This is a genomic window from Methanospirillum lacunae (assembly GCF_003173355.1).
Classification (GTDB): domain Archaea; phylum Halobacteriota; class Methanomicrobia; order Methanomicrobiales; family Methanospirillaceae; genus Methanospirillum; species Methanospirillum lacunae.
Map to the genome: position 1 here is coordinate 21,546 of NZ_QGMY01000003.1, position 16,165 is coordinate 37,710.

Consider the following 16,165-nt stretch of genomic DNA (forward strand, 5'->3'; position numbering starts at 1 on the left):
ATCTTATTCTCAATCAGGAATAATTTTTTAGTTGCAGGCAATTGCACAGAGATTCAGGTACACAGGGAGATGATCGTCTCAAGCATTGACCCGGTTCGCTCTGTATATAAACGGGCATTCGCAACGATCTGATCATAGGTGACTTCTTCACTGGCGATCCCATTCGCATAGTTATCTACCGTACAGATAGCAGCAAAGGGAATTTCAAGTTCCTTTGCCACCGTTGCTTCCGATGCAATAGTCATGCCGACAATATCTGCAATTTCCGTCATCCATTTAATCTCGGCAGCGGTCTCTATTCGAGGACCATCAGTTTGAATATATGTCCCACCTACGCGGGCATTCGGCACTGCTTCAATAAGGCAGTTAATCAATTCTTGTGAAAATTCTGGACTGATATGGCCTATCGAATGGTTGAATATGGTCGGCGAGCCGGTGAGAGTAATGTAATCATCAGGTATTACCAGACTGCCAGGTGATATAGAATGGTGTAGTGATCCTGTCGAACCTATGGCAATGATCCGGTTAACTCCCAAAATAGCAAGGGCTGAAAGATGAGCGCGATAGGCTATCCGATGTGGAGCACGTCGGTTCTGGTGTCTTAGAAGAAGCGCAACTCCTGAACCAAGAAGTACCTCTGATGATCCATACGGAGTATGGACCATTTCTTTCTTTAAATCACCGAACGAGAACTCAAGGAGTGAAGTTCCACCAATAATTCCGAGCATATTTTCCCGTGTCTACTCCCTAGGAGTTTTCCCAGTTATAACAATTAGCACTTATTACTCATACCTGATGATGCAGAAAGGTTCCGATTCATCACATATTCATGACTGAGAAAAAGACAGGTTATATATAGAACTTCATACAACCTAGTAAGGCGGGCCGGTAGATCAGTGGTAGATCGCTACCTTGGCATGGTAGAGGCCGCGGGTTCAATTCCCGCTCGGTCCATTTTTCGTTTTTATTCTATTTTTAAAAAGTTAAAGGGCAAGCCGATAGGCTATTGAACCTTCTTCGGATCCAAGTCCATCACGAATAAATCCGGTTTTTTCAAGAACCCTGATTGATCCAATAAGGGATGGAAATGTACAAGCTTTTAAACAAACCACACCAGGGTTTGTCCGGGCCCATTTTATCATTTCATTCACAGCTTCTGTTGCATACCCTAATTGCTGATATTCTTCGAGAACAGAATACCCAAGTTCAAAGGCACCTTCTTTATCCCGTACAAATCCACCACTTCCTATCAGTACCCGATCATCAGGAGTATCCCCGGTTTTTACCCAATAATATGCATACAACCGACTTTCACATTCAGCAGTGAGAAGAACGATAAATTCATCTAGAGTTTCAGGAGTGAGAAGGGCAGGTGGCCAGGAATCCGGTATACAGCAATTCAGATGTATTCCGAGAACTTCTGAAGAAGTCAAGTCTGCATTACAGAGTTCAACAGTGATCGGAATCAGTTCAAGTCGTTTTGTATATAGAGAAATCATCTTTATCGTGGTATTAGAAGTCTTAACACGGTACAAAGCATCCGCTAACAGAGAATAAAGGTGAAACGGTATAAAGATTAATGAATCGTTGAAACTGCCAGTTCACCTAAAATTCACATCTACATACACGGATGTGGAAGAATTTAGGATAACCATGGCATCACCACACACAGTTAGGGGGAATATCATGAAATATGTGTCGGAAAAGTGAACACAAATTATTGCAGCGTATTCAACGCTGCATACCGGCAGAGAGAAGAGAGAACACAGCAACTGCATGACGGCTTTCTTGCCCGACATACCTTTCTGCCATGGAGTATAAATAAGCCATTAATATCTCCCCATATCTTTTTTGGAAATAACTTGAGAAGATCCTGTTCAATTCGATCTGGATTTGATTCATCAGAAAGCCCAAGTCTCCCTGATAGCCGCCCTACATGGGTATCTACAGCGATTCCGTCAGCCCTGTCGAATGCATGATGAACTACAATGTTTGCAGTTTTCCGACCAACACCCGGAAGTTCTATCAATTTATTGATTTCATCAGGAACCTCCCCACCGTACAAATTCACAAGAACCTGGGCAGCAGCAATGATATTACGACTTTTTGCCCGATAAAACCCAGTCCGATGAATAATTTTTTCCACATCCTGCTGACGGGCAGTTGAAAGTGATACAGGATCCGGGTACCTGGCAAAAAGATCTTTTGTTACCAGATTTACAGTCCGATCGGTTGTTTGGGCCGATAGTATGGTTGCTATAAGGATCTGATATGGATTTTCAAAATGAAGGAACTCATCTTCTGAAGAAGTGAGATCATACTCTGTTGAAAGAAGACGATAAATCGTGCAAGGCACAGAAGAACTCATAAAACAGATATGGGGTAACGCAGATTTGAACTGCGGTCAAAGCGTCCCAAACGCTCTAGGATGGACCAGGCTACCCTATTACCCCGTGCGCTACTAATGTTAGCACACTATTCATTTAAGCGTTGTGGTATCAGAGAGGCAACGGGCTCAAACCCTCTCTGCTAACTACAGTTCCCCTACATATTCCACTCTCAACAGCAGTGAGAAGCGCTGTAGGATCTCTTCCATCAAGCACGATCAACGGGATACCGCATCGCTCAACCATCTTTACTGCAACTACATCCATAACCGTATTCATCCCGGCTGCAGACTGTTGATGGATCACGATCTCTAGAAGTCGGGAGGGGGTGATCATCCCATATCGTTCGGCTGAAGGATCGGTTCGTGGGTCTGCAGAGTAAATGCCATCAACCGAAGTGAGATTAAAGAATACAGACGCACGTGAGCGCTCGGCCAGGACCGCAGCAACAGCATCAGTGGTCTGACCCGGAGTGACACCACCCATGACAACTATCTTTCCTGACTCAGCTGCGGCAAGAGCTTCAGTATGATTTTCAACTACCTTTGGCCATGCAGAATCTTTCAGTGCCTGAACTAGTAAAGTGGCATTTAGCCGGGTAACGAGAATTCCAAGTTCATCTGCAGAAGCATCATCAACATCCAGGGATCGTGCTACACTAATATAGCGCCGGGCCTCACCGCCGCCACCCACCACCACAAAAAGACGATGAATTGAAGCAATTTTCTCAAGAACAGGGATATAGGGTTTAATATTAGGTGAATCGAGTCCTGGCATGAGGATCGACCCACCCAGAGAAAGAACAATGGTGGACATTTAACCTGATATGTTTCATGAAAAGGGGGATATAGGTTGTCGTCAGAATTAATGGCTGATATCAATCATCAGGACATCATAAAAAATTCAACATAACCAAATTCTGGTGGGAGACCGTATGAATGAATCAAATTTCAAGGGGAAAGAAGCACTCCAGTATGAGGCAGGTTCAGGCAACTCTGTGATCTGTTCGCTCTGCAACCACCGGTGCCACATCAAGGATCAGAAGTTTGGAAAATGCGGAGTCAGAGAAAACCAGGGAGGGAGGCTTTTCGCCAGGACCTATGCCCGGGTCTCGGCTGAAGCAATTGATCCCATTGAAAAGAAACCTCTTAATCATTTTTTACCAGGTACCTACTCGTACTCCCTCGGGAGTATCGGGTGTAACTTTTCATGCTCCCACTGCCAGAACTGGCACATCTCCCAACCAGACCACATTGAAAGGATGCTTCAGATGATTCCTCCAGAAGAAGCAGTGAAAAGGGCCCGGTCGCACAACTGCGCATCTATTTCATGGACATACAATGAACCAACATTATGGTATGAATACACCAGGGATATTGGAGCCCTGGCTCACCATGAAAACCTGAAGACGATCTATGTAACCAATGGATACATGACAGAAGATGCACTGAATAATCTCGCTCCGGTCCTTGATGCATGGCGGGTGGATCTCAAATCATTTTCTGAGAAATTCTACCAGACCATCTGCAAGGCTCATCTTCAGCCTGTCCTTGATACAACTTTAAGGGCAAAAGAACTCGGCTTACACATTGAGACAGTAACACTTATCATACCGGGTCTGAATGATAGCATGGAGGAGATGGGAAAACTAATCGACTGGGTAATCACCAACCTTGGGCCTGATACCCCGATGCACTTTACCCGGTTCCACCCAGACTTTCACATGACAGAGAGATCTGCAACACCGATTAAAACACTTGAGAAGATCTACGAACTTGCCAGGAATAAAGGACTTATGTATCCATATCTCGGAAATGTGGGTGGACACAAATATGAGCACACATACTGCCCTAAATGTGGTAAGATTGTCATTAACAGGGAAGGGTACTCAGTCAATACTGATAATCTGGATAAAGCCCGATGTGCGAATTGTAATGAACCGATCCATATTGTTGCATAAAGATGCCAGATAGATTATCTGAATCACGGTTTATCTGTGACCGCATGTTTGGAGCACTCTGTAGATTTCTGCGTCTTTTAGGATATGACACACTGAATGCAAATGATCTGACCCCGGGAAATCCTAAAGAAGACTCAATTCTGCTTATAATCGCTAAGAAAGAAGATAGAATTCTTCTTACAAGGGATGCTGAACTAGCAAGACGGGATCCTAATCGGGTATTCTATCTTGTAAGTGAACGACTTGAGGACCAAATCCGAACATTGATCATTGCCGGATATATCAAACCTAATCTCAGGCTTACACGGTGTTCACTATGCAATCACCTTCTGGCACCGGCATCAGACGAGGCTCTATCAGAGTTCTTAAGAGAAAATCCATCGATAATTTTTAATTCTTCTCCTGATGAAGAAAAAATAACATGGTGCAGGAATTGTAGAAAAATATACTGGGAAGGATCACATACAAGAAAAATGAGAGAACAAATCCATCAAATCTATCTTTTAGGTGAGGAAGGAAGAACCAGTGCATGAGATTCTTTTAAACCATTAACAGAACCAGGCAAACCCATCATAGAATCGATCTCTGATGCCACTTTCTCCAGGTCATCAAAAATCCGGTCTGCATCCTTCCTTAGTTCCTGAACAGATTCCTTCATACTTCTCCCCCGAAGATGAATGAGTCTTCTATTCCGATAAATAACTCCCGAACGAGATAGATTTCTGATGTGATGATTTACCCGACCTGTAGTAATACCAAGAAGATCTGCTAACTGTTCAGATGCGATGCCTTCCTTTTTAGAAGACTCTTTAAGAAGACTCAACACTATTCGAATCGACAAATCTTCAATATCACGTCCGGATGAGAGACCAAGGGTGTCACAAAGCCAGTAGGCGTCATCGATCAAATCTTTACGATCCGGCTTTGGCAGATATTGAAGGACTAATCGCTGATGCATGAATCTTAATCTCCACAAAGTATCTTCGATCGATATGATATCAATTTTATTGAGATGATATCAGATACCAAACGAGAGTTTATATAGAAGTAATAATCAACATCTAATTGTAATAATCATTTGAAGGAGATTAGTATGTCGATTACACCTATCGGACCACGGGTTTTAATCAAGCCCTACAAACAGGAAGAAAAGACCAAGGGTGGCATCTATATCCCTGAATCAGCAAAGGAAAAAAAGAAGCAGGGAGATGTCATATCAGTTGGCACCTTTGAAGATGGAAAACCCCTGCCACTCAAAGCTGGTGACAAGGTTATCTATGGCGGATACAGCCAGGAAGAAGTTGAATTTGATAAAGAAGACTATATTATTGTCGAGTTCAAGAATATCGTTGCAAAATTTGACTGAGGAGTAATACACATGGCAACCAAACAAATAATGTTCAGTGAGAACGCCCGTCATGCACTGCTTGAGGGTGTCAACAAGGTCGCAAATACCGTTAAGATCACACTAGGCCCAAAGGGTCGCAACGTCGTTCTTGACAAACCAGCCGGCCCTGTTGTTACCAACGATGGTGTTACCATCGCCAAGGAGATCGAACTGAAAGACAAGTTCGAGAATATGGGTGCCAAGCTGATTAAGGAAGTCGCCTCCAAGACTCAGGACACTACCGGAGATGGAACAACCACTGCAACTGTTCTTGCCCAGGCGATGATCACCGAGGGTATCAAGAATATTACAGCAGGGGCTAACCCAATCGAGATCAAGAAGGGTATCGACCGGGCAGTTGAAACTGTTGTAACAGACCTCAAGAGCAAGACAATTGAGGTTAAGGATAAGGACACCATCAAGCGTATCGCTGTCATCTCTGCAAACAATGACGAGGAGATTGGTGGACTGATCTCTGATGCAATGGAAAAAGTTGGATATAATGGAGTCATCACGGTTGAGAACTCCAAGACTCTTGAGACCAACCTTGAGCATGTCGAAGGTATGCAGTTTGACCGCGGTTACATCTCACCCTACATGGTCACCGACCAGGAGCGTCGGGTTGTTGAGTTCGATGAACCACTGATCCTCTTGACAGACAAGAAGATTAGCAGTGTTAAAATGCTGGTCCCGGTTCTTGAGATGGTAGCATCAACAGGTAAGCCACTGCTCATCATCGCTGATGATATTGACGGAGAAGCACAGACTGCACTCATTCTGAATATTATCCGTGGTGCAATCAAGGTATGTGGAGTCAAGGCTCCAGAGTTTGGAGATGTTAGAAAGGAGATGCTTGAAGATCTCGCCATCCTCACCGGTGCAACTGTAATTTCTGAAACCAGAAACCTGAACATCGAAGATGTCACCATGGACATGCTCGGACAGGCACGTGCTATCAAGGTGGACCAGGACAAGACAACTGTTGTCGGTGGAAAGGGCAAGAAGAGTGATATCGAAGGCCGCAAGAAACTGATCGAGTCACAGCTGAACGTAGCAGAGAAGAAATACGATAAGACCACCCTTCAGAACAGACTTGCCAAGCTCGGTGGTGGTGTTGCTGTCATTAAGGCAGGAGCAGCAACCGAGACAGAGGTCAAAGAGAAGAAGATGCGTATCGACGACGCATTGAATGCAACCAAGGCAGCTGTGGAAGAAGGATACGTCCCAGGAGGCGGTGTCACACTCTTCCGTGCAGCTAAGTCACTTGATGCCCTCAAGATCGAGGACGAACAGATGATCGGAGTAAACATCGTCAGACGCTCACTTGAAGAACCACTCCGCCAGATTGCCAGCAACGCAGGCCGTGAAGGTGCAGAAGTGATCTCAACGATTAAGGCAAACAAGAGTGAGTCATTCGGGTACAACGCCAAGAAAGATGTCTATGAAGACCTTCTTGCAGCTGGTGTGCTTGACCCAACAAAGGTTGTAAGGTCAGGTCTTCAGAATGCTGCCTCAATTGCAGGTATGCTTCTTACCACTGAAGCCGTTGTCGCAGAATTCGATGATGAGAAGGACAAAATGTCCAACGCAATCATCATCTAATCTTTTTTTACGATATTCGCTTTTTCTGCATGTCCTTTACTGAGTTCAGGTACATAACAAGAAAAACAAGAGATATACTGAAGCAGAGTACAGCTCCGATTATCAGTTTCCATTTTAGATCAGCTGCTGTATCACCACTCAGTGCAGTACCGATAAAGACAAGTCCTATCACCAGAGATCCTGCAATTTCCGAGGCATACAGAAATCGTTCCCCGAGGGCAACCATTGCTCTTGTGTTCTCCTGCTACCGGTAATAGCTTTTCTGTTTTATCAGACAGGATGGTAGATGGCTCCAGCATTCATGTAAACCCAATATGCTGAAAAGGGCGAAAGCATTCGCGAGTCAGAGTGAGAGCCATTAGCTCCGGGAATTATCGCAGGATCATAATTCTGTTTAGTGCTGTTATACTGAAGGAGTGAGACCCAGTTCTTTGATATTGGAGAAAGGGCATCTTTCGCAGTCATGGGAGACATGTTTGGCAGTCCCACCAGATTCCATCCGCAACTCATATTAAGTTCATGTGCTTTGGTTCGGTTATCCAGGACCAGCGGCAGCGAACTCTGCCTATCTGAGTAAAGTAGGAATCCTTCAAGAGGAGTCAGGTTGGTCTGCTTTTCTACTGCGACCCAGTCCTGGTCGACGGCATTATATTTCCATATTGTATGCCCGTCGGTATTGATACCCTGAAAGAGATCACCACCAGTCTTGCCTGAAGCAGGAAATGATGGAACTGATACAAAATTCCAACCAGGACTCAAATTTATCCCAATAATTCCTTTTCCAAAAGAACCACTGCGTTTGATCTGATCCAATCCGGATGATAGATTTAGTGAATATGAGCTTTGCACATTCGTATGCTGTTTTTCTGCTTCAGCGACAGCAACACCGGCATCAAGAAGACCATACCCATAGTAAATATCCCGCCCCGTCCTTCCAAGATCATGAGATGTTGATTCAAGGATTGATCTGATCTCATCTTTGTTTAAATCCGGATTAACACTAGATATCAGGGCTGCTGCCCCGGTAACGAGTGCTGTGGACGGGCTTGTTCCTGTACCTGTTCTCATTGTATTGTCTGGCCACACAGAGAGAACACCCTCTCCCGGGGCTACGAGATCAACAAAGATACCATAATTAGAGTAATAGGAGAGTCCATCAGTTTTTGCTGTTGAACCAACAGAGATAACGCCATCATAATCTGAAGGATAATGTCCTTCGTTGGATGCCTCATTACCTGCAGGTGCAATGAGAAGAGAACCTTTGCTTAATGCATAGGATATCGCTGCCTCTTCAGCTGGACACTGTCCTGATCCTCCATATCCCATTAAAATTATCTTGGCACCGTTATCTGCAGCATGTTGAATTGCTACAGCTGAACGGGAGGCATAGATACCCGTAGCATTGGTACCGACCCTCTCAGGAATGATAGTGAGATTTCTTTCTGTAGAAGAATTCTGGTCACCATTCACAATAGCACATACGATTCCAGCGAGATATGTTCCATGCCCATCAACATCCTGCATTATTGTGCTGTTATCAACCCAGTCAAATCCATGCTGGTTAATAAACGGTTTCAGTTCAGGATGAGATGAGTCTACTCCTGTATCGATAATTGCAATTGAAACCGGACTTGAAAGCCCGGGCTTGAGAAGGGTCCATGCCTGAGGGAAATCTGTCCGGTTGAAAGCCCATTGCTCAGAAATGCTCACATTGGATACAGGGGTACTAGAAAAAAAATCTGGAATCCGGATAGGATCCGGTTCAATATTGTTAATTCCTGATATTTTGAGAAGTTCATTCTGGTAGAAAGACGAATTGTTCACAGGTATTTCTACTACAAGAAAATTCAACTGTGGCGCACGAAGAACAACAGTACAATTTTCAGATACTGCAGAATTATTTAATGAGGAGAGGTTTATCGGGGACGGCACACCAGCTGCTGTATAGAGGATGACCCGTTCGGTCTCTTCTGGGTTGATCTGGTCAGCAATAACCAGAGGAATCAACCAACAGATGAGCAGAGATATTATCAGAACGATACCGCTTACGCTATATCGCCTGCAGTATGTTTCATAAGACCCCACTATGAACAACCCAGGTACTCTGAATTCGACATGGAGACAAATAAGTCCTCCCGTTCGATCCTGGTAATCATGGAATAATAATACCCGGGCTATTCATATAAATCCAGAAACCCTCTGTGGGATACAGAAGCCGAGCATCAGAATACGCGCCTGTTCCTCCATTAATAATAATCTGGCGAAATTGCTGCTCCCGGGAATCATAAACCAGAACATATGACCAGGAAGAACCGAGAGGAGCAAGAAGATCTGAGGCAGTAAGGGTGTTTCTTCCAGGGATACCAAGAGGATTCCACCCCTCTGTAAGATGTCGCGCAGTCATATTTCTCCGATTATCATCATAGGTCAGGCAGATATCAGTACGATTCTCCGCATGGACCCAGATTACATCCATCTGGTGAAGAATGTCACTGGTTCCCACAGGATCCCAGTGCCGGGAATCAGATGAATATCGCCAGATAGTGTGACTTGTTGTATTAACAGCCGAGAAAATACTCCCGGTATTATTCCCTTCCCTGAGCGGATACGGAATTGAAATCATATTCCATCCTGCATACAGGGCAAGGAGGTCAGGTTGTTCTACCTCTCTGGGTTTAGAAAGACGTGAGTCATTTACTACCAGACAGGGATCTAAAGACCGGTTCATTGTGTAATTTGCAGGGATGAGAAGTCGGGCATCGGGTATGCCATATCCAGTCTCGGGATTCCAACCAGAACCTGAAACAGGTGAAGCGTTTATGAGTCTATTCTTCACATCATTTGCTTTGAGATCAGGATCTGCCTCCCAGAGAAGAGCGCTCATACCGGCAATATGGGGAGCAGAAGCACTTGTCCCGGAGAAGGATCCGAGAATTCCCTTTCCTGTACTTACCAGTACATTATCTGGTGCAGAGAGTTCAGGTTTTTGCCTGAGTTCCGGGGCCGGATATTTTATTGTAATCGGACCGCGAGAAGAGTACGGCTCTATTGTAGTTGTGTTCAGATCAGGAACCACAGCACCTACCGATATTGCTTCAGCAACAGCCTGTTGACCAAACATGGAATCTTCAGGGACACAGGGGTCCATCAAAACCTGACTTCCTCCAACTGGCAGAACATATAGTTCAATGGTCCTGTTCTCTCCCCCGGCCTGAACTACCCTGACAAAGAAATTTTTAGAACTGTCATTTTCGTTTATAAATCGACAGTACTCCATCGGATCGTCATCCCCGTCCTGAATTTTTACACTCCTGCCAATCTCACGCATCTCGTCATTATAGAGGAAGAGATCATAATTGTTTGAGGATTCGGAGAACCGATCATCCCATTGCAAAATAACATGCCCTGCAGAATGAGGTGGTGCAGTAAATTTCAGGTCTTTAGAGCCATTTGTACCCTGAAAGTCATGCCAAAGATATCCCTGATTCATGTACCCATGAAATGGAGCCTGATAGTGCTCCTGGGCAAAGTTACCAGCTGAAGTGATATACAATATATCATAAGAAAGAATCCGATCCCTGATATTACGGGCGATGTAACCATCTTCAAAAAAAGGTTCAACGTAGGTTATGTCATCACAGATGATCTTACATCCGTCACTGATCAATTGATCCATCGCCTGAACAAACTCGATTTGACTGGAACCACGATCAGAAAAGTAGAGTTCTGCATCAGGTGCGATATCATGTACAACCTGAAGCATCGCTGTACCCTCATCACCACCAATATTGTTACTGATTACGTGAATCCCTGAAGGGAGTTCTCCACTACTGACGACATTATCCAGACTGGATACGCCATCTGATATGATACCCACCTTTACTCCTTTTCCTGAAAGATTTGTGGAATTCCGAAGTTCACGAGTATGAAGAATATCATCCCCATCAGTTGTGACACGTGACGTGAAAGCAGGGAGTTGAGACATCACAGATAACACTGCAGGTTCCTTTGCAACCCGGGAAAGATTCTGAAGAGTCATCCAACCTGAAATACGGCCATACCGGCTGTCAGAATCAGCGCTATTGAAGTACGATCGTACAGGCACTAAAGATGAACCAGAGTTGATACGGGTGGTAATCATCACCTCACTCTGATTATTATTTAACCCTCGCAGTTCACCAGTCGCTCGCATCAGGTCAGCAGCATTCCCTGACGATTGACCGGGAGAGAGATATTTGTCGTCAAGAAGTTGAACAAGATCAGTTGAGAGTTTTCTTTTCCACGAATTATCTGAAATATTCACAGCCTGACTTGAGTTAACTGAGGACCCCAGATCATCATTACATTCTGGTGAAATGGCGGGCTGTTCTTCAGACATCTGATTTATGAGATATTTAGAATCGGATTTAGTAGTCTGGTTTGTGGTTTGAATAATCCCTGAACCAACCGGTGGGAGAAGTATATGAATCTCCCTGACTTCTGGAAGAGATGAAAGGTTGGAAATCTGATCAGTCCGGACCCATCCATTAATTAATCCAAACCCAGGATCTGATCTCGATTCATTCAGATACCTGGTAACATTGCCGAGAGAACTACCCTCAATCAGGCTGATAGCAACATGAACTTCAGAACGGTTCTGTGTATCAAATCTGAGCTCGCCCATGAGTTCCATCTCGCGGGTAAGACCTGCAGCGGTACTACCGGATGAAGAGACAGAGGGGGCTACAAGTTGAAGCAGATCACTTGATAATTTATCCTTCCAGGAAGAGGAAACAGGGAGAACTGATTCATGTGAACTGTTTGACGATATATCATCATCTATTAATCCGGTAAAGGAATCATCTGCAAAAATCTGGGAAGGAAGAAGAGATGTCAGAAGTATAAGAGAGAAAAATAGCAAGGATCTGCAATTATGAGATAGTATCATCTGTTCGACCTCACCAGAAGTGCGATTCAATAAAGAACCAATACCATATGAAATAGTATGGAAAGAATATCAAGAAGACTTATTTATCGCCGGTATGCGAATCAGGATGCATGGATGTTGAAGGCTATGTCCGGCGAAATATAGAATCTGGTCGGGCAGAGGCTGAAATAGTAAGGGATCTCTCATCACGGATTCGTGAGATCAAATCAGTATCACAGGAATATGCTGAACAGTTTGCGCACGCAGTCATCACTGAAGTAAAAAATACCAGTAACCTTACCAGCGATCTTCTTACCTGTACAAAAGCAGATGTGGCAATGGGAGAGTTTGGTGTTGGTTCACGAGGAACGGGTGATTTTTACGCACATCGCAAAATAGCAGAGATCATAGGGAAGACTGGTGCAAATGTCGGGGTCGATGAAATGGACGATGCCGGTGTTGTCGAAGCAGGGGGGAGATACATCATCAGTACCGTGGACGGGATGCACTCCCGGCTCAGTGATTTTCCTTTTCTTGCTGGATTTCATGTAACCAGAGCAACCCTTCGTGATTGTTATGTCATGGGTGCAAAGCCTGTGATGCTCTTTTCAGACATCCATGTCGCTGATGACGGGGATGTCTCTAAAATTTTCGATTATACTGCAGGTATCACTACAGTGGGAGAAGTGATGCAAGTACCGCTTGTGTCAGGATCAACTCTTCGTATCGGCGGTGATATGGTGATAGGAGAACGTCTCACAGGATGTGTAGGGTGTGTAGGAGTTGCTGATCATATCACTGCCCGTAGAGAAGCCAGATCTGGTGATGTCCTTCTTATGACCGAAGGAGCCGGGGGGGGAACCATTGCGACTACTGCTCTCTATTATGGATATCCTGAAATCGTGGACAGGACCATCAACCTCCAGTTTCTGAAAGGGGCTGATGCCCTGTTAAAAAGTGATGTATTGAACCAGATTCATGCAATGACTGATGTAACAAACGGAGGACTGAGAGGAGATATCTTCGAAATGGCGGAGACCGCAGGATCCCGATTCATCGTCGAAGAAGAAGAGGTTCTGGGACTGGTTGATCCTGTGGTTAGAACGATGCTCGAAGAACTGGAGATTGATCCTCTCGGTGTTTCACTTGATGCAATGCTAGTAGTTGCCCCTGAAGCGACTATCTGTAGCGTAAAGAAAGTTTTGGACCAGGCAGGAGTCAGGACTGCTGAGATTGGACGGGTCGAAACCGGCAGGGCAGAACCAGTACTGGTTAGAGATGGAAAAGAAACAGAATTCAGACCACGGTTTAGAGAGGCAGCATATACACCTCTTAAAAAACTGGTGGACAAAGAAAGCCGGGATTTTGAAGAGATGCGTGAAGGAGTTGACCGGGCAGCAACCGCAGCTCTCGCTAAGAAGAATCGGATGATTGCACGGATAGGAAAGTTAGACTTACATTACCCTAATATCAGGTAAACAAAATCTGAAAGGGACACAATAGTTATCTGTAATAATCGGTGAGATTATGCAGAGGTGTACAGTTGCAGAAAATTCTGTTTCCAATTATCATTTTTTCTCTTCTCTTTATCGCACCGGTTTCGGCAGAAACTCTGGCCTCACTAACCAGTTCATTTTCAGAGGCATGGAATGGTGGGAACATCCCATTACCATCACACGGAGTTATTGCCATTCCGGACGGACCGGGAATACTGACCACAACCACTATCCAGGAACCATTTTATAAAGCAGGTTTTGAAACCGGACCGACACAGGTACAATACCAGAACTTCCAAAATCCTGGATCAGGGTCAGAGATCGGTATGTACCTCGGTGACACATATTATCAGAAAAGTGCTGACATCGGTTCGAGTAAGCGTCTGTCTGAAAATATTCCTCTTACCAGGGTCACCCGGTATTATACTTGCCAAGATCATGAAAACAGTGTGAGTGTTCAATTACTACCTGCTATAGAGAAAAATACGAATCATCAACTTGCAAACAAAGTGAGTTATTCCGCAGTTTGGGAACCTCTTGAGGGAGGGCGTGCAACAGAAACCGGATGTGACATATCCGGTGTCTGGAAGACGAACAAGGGAAATGTCACCATGTCAGAGGCAGGCTATTCCCTTCGCGAAGTAACAATCGATGGATCATATTCAGGTAAACAGAAAGGATCGTTTCAGGGAACCATGTCAGGACCTGTTTTAACCGGAACATGGACAGAACAAGATGCTTCAGGAAAAATGAACTCAGGGAGATTTACAGTAGTCATTAGAAATGATTGTTGTGCATTCACCGGAACATGGGGAACCGCTGAGAGTGACACAAATGGTGGTGAATGGTCGGGAGTAAGATACTGAATTCGGAAAGAAAACCATTTTTTCAATTCGAAAGTTTCTATCCTTCTTTTTAGAAAAAAAGAGTTATGCGATTATTCCACCTTTATATGCAGATGATAATGTCTTACGAATTTGAACAGACGATCCATTATCTGGTTTAATATCAAGAGTGAATGTATCCCCTCCGCGTGGACGGTAATCTTCAGGTATACTTAACGTTACAAGCTGTTGTTCACCCGGATTAATCGTTCCTGATGCCGGGAGCTTTTTAGTAATCTTTACAGGGGTTCCATCATTCACCGAGAGCATGTATGTAATATCAGAAATATCCTGAGGCGATCCGGTAGCCTGTTCACGAAGAGTAAATGACAACTCCTCAAGTTCTCCTGAATAAAAACCATTCACTGAATCATCAACGACAAGACTGGATACCGGTACACCAGACTGAGTAGAACCGGACGAAGAATAACCCATATTTCCAGACAATGGATTTGTAATGATACCACCCCGGTAATTATCAGGAAGGGTCATTGAATAAAATGCAGGCAATCCTGTTGGTGGCCGGATCTCAAGACTGAATTTTTCACCACCACGTGGCTGTTGTTCGGCTGGAATCTGCAACGTAACCTCCTGTTCGTCACCTGGCTTGATAGTTCCTGATGCCGGGTTTGCAGGAAGAACTGTTATAGGATCCATCGTGCCAGCTGACCAGAGATAACTGACCCGTGGCAAATATTGTGGCTGACTGCCATCAGTCAGAATAATTGTAAAGGTTAATTCTGAAAGCCCTTTAGTATATTTTCCATTCAGATCACCTCTGATAACAAGGGATGGCTGTTGTCCGCCTGAACCTGTTGATGACTCCGTGTTTGGATTATCAGATGTAGTAGACTCATTAGAATTATTGGTTTGAGTTTCATTACCAGAAGAAATGGGAGTAGATTCTGGAACTACTGTTTGAACCGGTGTTTGAGAATGGGAAGGCGGTACATTAGGATTGCCAGTAAATGAAGGTATAACAAGCAAAAAGATTGCCAGAATCACAACTAAGATCAACACAGCAGACGGTATGAGGTATTTTTGATACGGGATTATCCAGTTGGTTTGTTTATCCTGGTTTTTTTCCGGGATTCTATCCTCTTCAGGTGGATTTATCTTCTTGAAAGCTTTTTTAACGATCTGATCGCGATTCTGCTCATATGAGAGATTACCAGGATCATATTTGAGTGCATTCTCATAACAGTTCAGGGCATTCTCTAGTTCTCCAAGTTTAGTATATGTAACACCCAGAGCATTCCATGCTTTATGATTCTGTTCGTTAGCTGCCACAGATTCATGCAGTAACTGAATGGCTTCCTGATATCGTCCGTCACGAAAAGCTTTCAGTCCTTCGTGAAATGAATCATCTAATCCCATTATCCCATCCTGAAACAGAGTTACATACATATTATCCGGGGAGGGTTATTAGGTTCCCGTTTTTCCATGTTTGACATCAGGAAAAGAAGAATCAGATACAGATTCTCAAAATATAAAATATTCAATAAATAAGTGTAAATTAATAAAATAAAAAAAATATGGATGT

15 protein-coding genes and 2 tRNA genes are annotated in these 16,165 nt (G+C 44.2%); 7 read left to right on the forward strand and 10 right to left on the reverse strand.

The window, feature by feature from the left end; all coding sequences use genetic code 11:
• Positions 1–53 precede the first annotated feature (53 nt).
• Positions 54–728, reverse strand: a complete 675-nt coding sequence (locus tag DK846_RS04920) for an MTAP family purine nucleoside phosphorylase (protein ID WP_109967828.1) — start codon at positions 726–728, stop codon at positions 54–56.
• 154 nt (positions 729–882) lie between these two features.
• On the opposite strand from DK846_RS04920, the gene DK846_RS04925 reads away from it, so the two are divergent.
• Positions 883–954, forward strand: a tRNA-Ala gene (locus DK846_RS04925).
• Positions 955–983: 29 nt separating this feature from the next.
• On the opposite strand, the gene DK846_RS04930 is transcribed toward DK846_RS04925, so the two are convergent.
• The 4 genes from DK846_RS04930 to pyrH form a co-directional block, all read right to left on the reverse strand.
• Positions 984–1,499, reverse strand: a complete 516-nt coding sequence (locus DK846_RS04930) for a GNAT family N-acetyltransferase (protein WP_109967829.1) — start codon at positions 1,497–1,499, stop codon at positions 984–986.
• A gap of 218 nt (positions 1,500–1,717) precedes the next feature.
• Positions 1,718–2,356, reverse strand: coding sequence for an endonuclease III (gene nth, locus DK846_RS04935; RefSeq protein ID WP_245926475.1), 639 nt, complete (start codon positions 2,354–2,356; stop codon positions 1,718–1,720).
• Between the two features lie 22 nt (positions 2,357–2,378).
• A tRNA-Pro gene (locus DK846_RS04940) sits at positions 2,379–2,453 on the reverse strand.
• Positions 2,454–2,498: 45 nt separating this feature from the next.
• Positions 2,499–3,203 carry a UMP kinase gene (gene pyrH, locus DK846_RS04945; protein WP_109967831.1) on the reverse strand — a complete coding sequence of 235 codons (705 nt, stop codon included), beginning with the start codon at positions 3,201–3,203 and terminating at the stop codon, positions 2,499–2,501.
• Between the two features lie 118 nt (positions 3,204–3,321).
• Here pyrH and amrS point away from each other — a divergent pair, with 118 nt between their 5' ends.
• Together amrS and DK846_RS04955 are read left to right on the forward strand one after the other, a co-directional pair.
• The gene (amrS, locus tag DK846_RS04950; RefSeq protein ID WP_109967832.1) at positions 3,322–4,347 is read left to right on the forward strand and encodes an AmmeMemoRadiSam system radical SAM enzyme; all 1,026 of its coding nucleotides are present in this window, start codon (positions 3,322–3,324) and stop codon (positions 4,345–4,347) included.
• 2 nt (positions 4,348–4,349) lie between these two features.
• Complete coding sequence (locus tag DK846_RS04955) at positions 4,350–4,880, forward strand: Mut7-C RNAse domain-containing protein (protein ID WP_109967833.1); 531 nt, start codon at positions 4,350–4,352, stop codon at positions 4,878–4,880.
• Here the strand turns inward: DK846_RS04955 and DK846_RS04960 are convergent.
• Positions 4,844–5,305, reverse strand: a complete 462-nt coding sequence (locus DK846_RS04960; protein WP_109967834.1) for a winged helix-turn-helix domain-containing protein — start codon at positions 5,303–5,305, stop codon at positions 4,844–4,846. The two genes, DK846_RS04955 and DK846_RS04960, sit on opposite strands and share 37 nt — an antisense overlap.
• A gap of 135 nt (positions 5,306–5,440) precedes the next feature.
• On the opposite strand from DK846_RS04960, the gene groES reads away from it, so the two are divergent.
• Both groES and groL read left to right on the forward strand, forming a co-directional pair.
• Complete coding sequence (gene groES / locus DK846_RS04965; protein WP_109967835.1) at positions 5,441–5,713, forward strand: co-chaperone GroES; 273 nt, start codon at positions 5,441–5,443, stop codon at positions 5,711–5,713.
• A gap of 12 nt (positions 5,714–5,725) precedes the next feature.
• On the forward strand, positions 5,726–7,336 hold the full coding sequence (gene groL / locus DK846_RS04970; protein ID WP_109967836.1) for a chaperonin GroEL: 1,611 nt from the start codon (positions 5,726–5,728) through the stop codon (positions 7,334–7,336).
• A gap of 7 nt (positions 7,337–7,343) precedes the next feature.
• On the opposite strand, the gene DK846_RS04975 is transcribed toward groL, so the two are convergent.
• From DK846_RS04975 to DK846_RS04985, 3 genes are all read right to left on the reverse strand, one after another.
• Entirely contained in the window at positions 7,344–7,562 is a 219-nt protein-coding gene (locus tag DK846_RS04975) for a hypothetical protein (RefSeq protein ID WP_109967837.1), read from the reverse strand.
• Between the two features lie 44 nt (positions 7,563–7,606).
• On the reverse strand, positions 7,607–9,421 hold the full coding sequence (locus DK846_RS04980) for a S8 family peptidase (RefSeq protein ID WP_181391631.1): 1,815 nt from the start codon (positions 9,419–9,421) through the stop codon (positions 7,607–7,609).
• A gap of 67 nt (positions 9,422–9,488) precedes the next feature.
• Entirely contained in the window at positions 9,489–12,263 is a 2,775-nt protein-coding gene (locus DK846_RS04985) for a S8 family peptidase (protein WP_109967839.1), read from the reverse strand.
• 110 nt (positions 12,264–12,373) lie between these two features.
• Here DK846_RS04985 and DK846_RS04990 point away from each other — a divergent pair, with 110 nt between their 5' ends.
• The gene (locus DK846_RS04990; protein WP_109967840.1) at positions 12,374–13,720 is read left to right on the forward strand and encodes an AIR synthase-related protein; all 1,347 of its coding nucleotides are present in this window, start codon (positions 12,374–12,376) and stop codon (positions 13,718–13,720) included.
• A gap of 65 nt (positions 13,721–13,785) precedes the next feature.
• Positions 13,786–14,604 carry a hypothetical protein gene (locus DK846_RS04995; RefSeq protein WP_109967841.1) on the forward strand — a complete coding sequence of 273 codons (819 nt, stop codon included), beginning with the start codon at positions 13,786–13,788 and terminating at the stop codon, positions 14,602–14,604.
• Positions 14,605–14,667: 63 nt separating this feature from the next.
• Here the strand turns inward: DK846_RS04995 and DK846_RS05000 are convergent, their stop codons facing one another.
• The gene (locus DK846_RS05000; protein ID WP_181391632.1) at positions 14,668–15,999 is read right to left on the reverse strand and encodes a tetratricopeptide repeat protein; all 1,332 of its coding nucleotides are present in this window, start codon (positions 15,997–15,999) and stop codon (positions 14,668–14,670) included.
• Between the last annotated feature and the right edge of the window lie 166 nt (positions 16,000–16,165).

Coding starts and splice junctions, on each gene's coding strand:
- DK846_RS05000 (WP_181391632.1), bottom strand. CDS start 15,999: ATGGGATTAGATGATTCATTTCACGAAGGACTGAAAGCTTTTCGTGAC.
- DK846_RS04975 (WP_109967837.1), bottom strand. CDS start 7,562: ATGGTTGCCCTCGGGGAACGATTTCTGTATGCCTCGGAAATTGCAGGA.
- groL (WP_109967836.1), top strand. CDS start 5,726: ATGGCAACCAAACAAATAATGTTCAGTGAGAACGCCCGTCATGCACTG.
- DK846_RS04955 (WP_109967833.1), top strand. CDS start 4,350: ATGCCAGATAGATTATCTGAATCACGGTTTATCTGTGACCGCATGTTT.
- pyrH (WP_109967831.1), bottom strand. CDS start 3,203: ATGTCCACCATTGTTCTTTCTCTGGGTGGGTCGATCCTCATGCCAGGA.
- amrS (WP_109967832.1), top strand. CDS start 3,322: ATGAATGAATCAAATTTCAAGGGGAAAGAAGCACTCCAGTATGAGGCA.
- DK846_RS04960 (WP_109967834.1), bottom strand. CDS start 5,305: ATGCATCAGCGATTAGTCCTTCAATATCTGCCAAAGCCGGATCGTAAA.
- DK846_RS04985 (WP_109967839.1), bottom strand. CDS start 12,263: ATGATACTATCTCATAATTGCAGATCCTTGCTATTTTTCTCTCTTATA.
- DK846_RS04920 (WP_109967828.1), bottom strand. CDS start 728: ATGCTCGGAATTATTGGTGGAACTTCACTCCTTGAGTTCTCGTTCGGT.
- groES (WP_109967835.1), top strand. CDS start 5,441: ATGTCGATTACACCTATCGGACCACGGGTTTTAATCAAGCCCTACAAA.
- DK846_RS04930 (WP_109967829.1), bottom strand. CDS start 1,499: ATGATTTCTCTATATACAAAACGACTTGAACTGATTCCGATCACTGTT.
- DK846_RS04990 (WP_109967840.1), top strand. CDS start 12,374: ATGGATGTTGAAGGCTATGTCCGGCGAAATATAGAATCTGGTCGGGCA.